At 74.2% G+C, this 4336-nt stretch carries 4 protein-coding genes and 1 pseudogene; all 5 read right to left on the bottom strand.

Annotation, left to right across the window (positions count from 1 at the left end):
- Window positions 1-49 precede the first annotated feature (49 nt).
- On the bottom strand, window positions 50-910 hold the full coding sequence (locus E1281_RS38050) for an alpha/beta hydrolase (protein WP_131884551.1): 861 nt from the start codon (window positions 908-910) through the stop codon (window positions 50-52).
- 30 nt (window positions 911-940) lie between these two features.
- Window positions 941-1669, bottom strand: a complete 729-nt coding sequence (locus E1281_RS38045) for a Clp protease N-terminal domain-containing protein (protein ID WP_131884550.1) — start codon at window positions 1667-1669, stop codon at window positions 941-943.
- A gap of 49 nt (window positions 1670-1718) precedes the next feature.
- Window positions 1719-2651 carry an NAD(P)-dependent oxidoreductase gene (locus E1281_RS38040; protein WP_131884549.1) on the bottom strand — a complete coding sequence of 311 codons (933 nt, stop codon included), beginning with the start codon at window positions 2649-2651 and terminating at the stop codon, window positions 1719-1721.
- Entirely contained in the window at window positions 2648-4153 is a 1506-nt protein-coding gene (locus E1281_RS38035; protein ID WP_131884548.1) for a class I adenylate-forming enzyme family protein, read from the bottom strand. Before E1281_RS38035 ends, E1281_RS38040 begins: the two co-directional genes overlap by 4 nt.
- Window positions 4150-4336 (bottom strand): annotated as a pseudogene (locus tag E1281_RS38030) (cytochrome P450); the annotation flags it as partial. The gene E1281_RS38035 and the pseudogene E1281_RS38030, both read right to left, overlap by 4 nt.

The raw sequence follows: 4336 nt of genomic DNA, 5'->3' as shown, positions 1-4336 counted from the left end.
GTACACACAGCCCCCCGCGGGCCTGTCGAGGCACGGGACGTCCGAACCGTCAGGAGCTGTGGCGGAGGATCGCGGGGACGACCGTGTCCCAGGTGCGGCGCGGGAGTTCGTTGCCGGTGGCGGGCAGGGTGATCAGTTCGGCGCCGGGGATCTCGTCGGCGAGGGCCTGGCCGTTGCCGAGCGGGAAGAACGGGTCGTCCTCGCCGTGGATCACGAGTGTCGGCGCGGTGACGGCGCCCAGGCGCTCGCGCCAGCGGGGGCCGCTGTCGAGGGCGGCGAAGACCGTCGCCATCTGGTTCGCGCGGTGCGCCTTTCCCGGGTCGGCGGCGGCGGGAGTGCGGTCGTGGATCCGCTCGATGCGCTCGCGCGCCGCGGCCTCGTCGAACGCGGGGCCGGCGAGGTGGCGGCCGCTCTCCAGCATGACGGCGACGACCGACGCGCGGTCGGTCCAGTCGACCTCGGGCGGGTTCATCATGTGGGCCATGAGTTCGGGCGCGTGCTCGGGCAGGTCGGGGTCGCTCGGCCCGGGTGCGGTCGGCCGGGTGGCGATCAGGGTCAGGGTCGTGACGCGGGCGGGGTGGTCGAGGGCGAGGAGCTGGGCGATCCAGCCGCCGACGCCGAAGCCGGCGATGTGCGCGGCGGGCAGGCCGAAGGCGTCCAGGACGCCGGCGGCGTCGGCGGCCAGATCGCGCAGCGTGTATTCGGGGGCCTCGGGGTCGGCGGTCGTGGACCGTCCGGTGTCGCGCAGGTCGTAGCGGATGACGTGGCGGCGCAGGGTCGCCAGGCGTGTGCAGAGGTCGTCGTGCCAGGTGAGCATCGTGTTGCCCACCAGCAGGATCGGCGCCTCAGCCGGATCGCCGAACGTCTCGGCGCACAGTTCAACCCCGTTGGCCTTGGTGAGCTTCTCCATGACGGGGTGGACTCTCCGGACGCCCGAAACTCATCCCTGCCCGGTGGTGACGCTCTCCAGGGCCTTGGCGATCTCGCCCTCCGCCTTCGCCTTGTCGATGCCGAGTTCCGACAGGACGCCGGTGCCGTCCTCGAGTTCGAGGACGGCGAGCAGCATGTGCTCCGTGCCGATGTAGTTGTGGCCGAGGCGGAGCGCCTCCCGGAAGGTGAGTTCCAGAGCCTTCTTGGCGTCCGCGTCGTAGGGGATGAGGTCGGGGACGTTCTCGCTCTCCGGCGGCAGCGCGGCCGTCGCCGCCTGGCGCACCGAGTCGAGCAGGACGTCCTGCGCCGTGATCGCCTTCGCGGCGAGCGCCTCGGGCTCGGACAGCAGGCCGAGGACGAGGTGCGCGGGGCCGATCCGGTCGTTGCCCGCCGCACGCGCCTCGTTCATCGACGCCATGACGACGTTGCGGGCACGGGTCGTGAACCGGGAGAAGGCCTCCTGCGGGTCGATCTCCGTCGTCTGCTCCTTGGGGACGAAGCGTTTCTGGGCGGCCTGCTTGCTGACCCCCATGCTCTTGCCGATCTCCGTCCAGGACGCCCCGGAGCGGCGGGCCTGGTCGACGAAGTGCCCGATGAGGTGGTCGGCGACCTCGCCGAGGTGCTCGGCGGCGATCACCGCGCTGCTGAGCTGTTCGAGGGTGTCGGTGTGGACCTTCTTGATGCCGTCGATCAGTTCGTCGAGGCGGATCTGGCCGACGGGCCGTGTGGGTTCGGTCATGCGTCAACCTTAGGTTGACGATCCGGGATCGTCAACTCCGGGTTGACGTTCACCAGCCGGCGGCGCCGGTGAAGGTCGTCTCGTGCGGGTCGTAGCCGAGAACGGCGCGGGCGGCGGTGATGTCGAGGGTGCGTTCGAGGGCCAGATGGCCGATGGCGTAACGGGTGATGCGCGGCGGTTCGGGGCGGCCGGCCAGAAGGAAGGCGCCCTCGGCGGCGGCGGCCAGCGGGCGGGCGAGGGACGCCGGGACGTAGACGGGTCTCGCGCGTACGCCGCGCTCGCGGAGGATCTCGCGGAACGCGTCGTCGATCGTCACCGGTGCGGCGTCCGCGATGTTGAAGACGCCCGAGGTCACCGGGCCGGTCGCGGCCAGGAGGCACGCCTGGACGAGGTTGCCGATCGAGGTCAGGCTGATGCGCTGGCGTCCCGTCCCGACGGCGGGCAGGACCGGGCCGCGCACGGCGGACAGGACGCGCGGCAGCAGCGTCGTGTCACCGGGACCGTAGACCGCGTGGGGGCGCAGGATGATCGCGTCGCGGCGGGCCGGCGGCACCGCGCGTTCGGCGGCGGCCTTCGAGGCTCCGTAGGCGTTCATGTAGCGCCCGACCGGCGCCTCGTCCTCGGTGGCCATGACGCTTGGGCGGAAGGGGTCGTACACGCTGGCGGTGCTGACGTGCACGAACCGGGCGCCAGGGAAGGTCGCGAGGGCGGTGCGGGTGCCGGTGAGGTTGGCGGCGAACAGCCCGGCGGCCGGTCCCCAGTCGGTGGCGCTGCCCGCGCAGTGGACCACCGCGTCGACGCCGGGCGCGTCCGCGAGCGGCCCGTGCGTGAGGTCCCAGGACCGGTAGACCGCGCCGCCCAGATGGGACGCGCCCACGGCGGGACGGCGGCCGTAGGCGAACGTCGTGACGCCCTCGGAGGTGAGCGCCCGGCACACGGCGCCGCCGACGAACCCGGAGGCGCCCGTCACCGCGACCCTCATGGGGTCACCAGCTCGCGGAGGCGTTCGCGGTCGAGCTTGCGCGTCCTGCCGGAGCGGGGCAGCGCGTCCACGACGACGATGCGGTCGGGCAGGGCGTCATGGTCGATGACGTCCGGGAGGCTCCGCCGCAGCCGCGCGGGCAGATCAGCAGGGCCGACCACGGCCAGCACGACCTCCTCGTCACCGGTCTCGGGATCGGGCACGCCCACGATGGCGGCCTCGGCCACGCCGGGGAGCGCGGCGATCGACGGCTCGTACAGGCCCGGGTAGAGGTTGAACTTCCCGCGGATCAGCATGTCCTTCTTGCGCCCGGTGAGGACGAGCCTGCCGCCGTCGAGGCGCGCGAGGTCGCCGGTCGGGAGTTCGGCGCGGGGTTCCGCGCCGAGGTAGCCGCGGCACAGGTTGGGGCCGGACAGCAGCAGTTCGCCGTCGTCCGCGAGCCGCGCGCCGACTCCGGGCAGCGGCGCTCCGAGGAGGTCACCGGATCCGGTGTGCGCGAGCTTCTCCTCCGCCGACGCGATCGCCACCGGCAGGATCTCGGTCATCGCGTAGACCGACAGGACCTCGGCGGACGGCGCCGCCGCGACCGCCCGCCGCAGGATCGCCGCGGGCGCGGGCGCGGCGCCCAGCAGCACGTACCGCAGGGACGGCGGCGGCTCGGGAGCCGCGTCGAGGACCTCGCCCAGGTGGACGGGAACGCAGAACGTGTGCGTGGCCTCCCGCTCCCGCATCAGCCGGGCGAAGTCGGAGGGAGCGCAGAACAGCGGCGGCATCGACCAGCGCGCACCGGCGATCAGCGCCGGGAGCCCGAGCATGAGCTGGTCGGTGTGGACGACGTCGCCGGGCCCCAGCGGCAGCCGGGCCCGGAAGAGGTCGAGGGCCGCGGCGAGGGACGCCTGGGTGTGCACGACGGCGCGCGGGTCGGCCGTCGTCCCCGAGGTGAAGATCACGGCGGCGGGCGCGTCCGGGTCGCCGGCGGTGCCGGGTTCCGGCGCGGCTCCCCGGATCAGCCGCGTGAAGGCCAGGGCCCCGCGGGGCACACCCGGGAGCCGGCGGCCGACGCGGATGTGCCGCATCGGGCCCTCACCCGGGATCCGCAGGCCGGCGAGGTCCGGCAGCAGCAGCCCGCGGCGCCGCGCGTACGCCCGGACGGGACGCAGGCGGCTCCCCGCGTACAGGACCGACTCGGCCGCCGACCAGCGCGGGCGCGCCAGCCGCAGCCGCGCCGTGAACATCTCCGGCCCGGCTCCCGGGTCGGCGAACACGACCACTCCCCCGGCCGCGACCACACCGAGCGCGAGGACGAGCGACTCGGGCGACGGCCGGACGGAGAACAGCACCCCGTCGCCGGCCGAGAGCCCGCCGGCGAGCAGCCCGTGCCGGACGGCCAGCACCTGCCGCCGCAGCTCGCCGTAGGCGAGTTCCGTGCCGTCCCCGGCGACGAGCGCGACGTCGGCGGGCGTCCGGGCGGCCTGGTCGAGCAGCCGCCGGACCAGGGTCACGGCGTGCCCCGTTCAACGCGGACGGCCAGGTGCCGGTAGGTCGGGATGAGCACGCCGCGCGCCGCCGACCGCCGCGTGATCCTGAGCGGGCCCGCGTCCAGGAGGGTGCGGGCGACCATGCGGATCTGCGCCATCGCCAGGGGGTATCCGATGCAGAAGTGCGGCCCCGCGCCGAACCACAGC

The sequence above is a fragment of the Actinomadura sp. KC345 genome, assembly GCF_004348515.1.
Classification (GTDB): Bacteria; Actinomycetota; Actinomycetes; order Streptosporangiales; family Streptosporangiaceae; genus Spirillospora.
The sequence above is the reverse complement of the archived record's forward strand: the minus strand, read 5'-3'. Positions and strand labels throughout refer to the sequence as shown.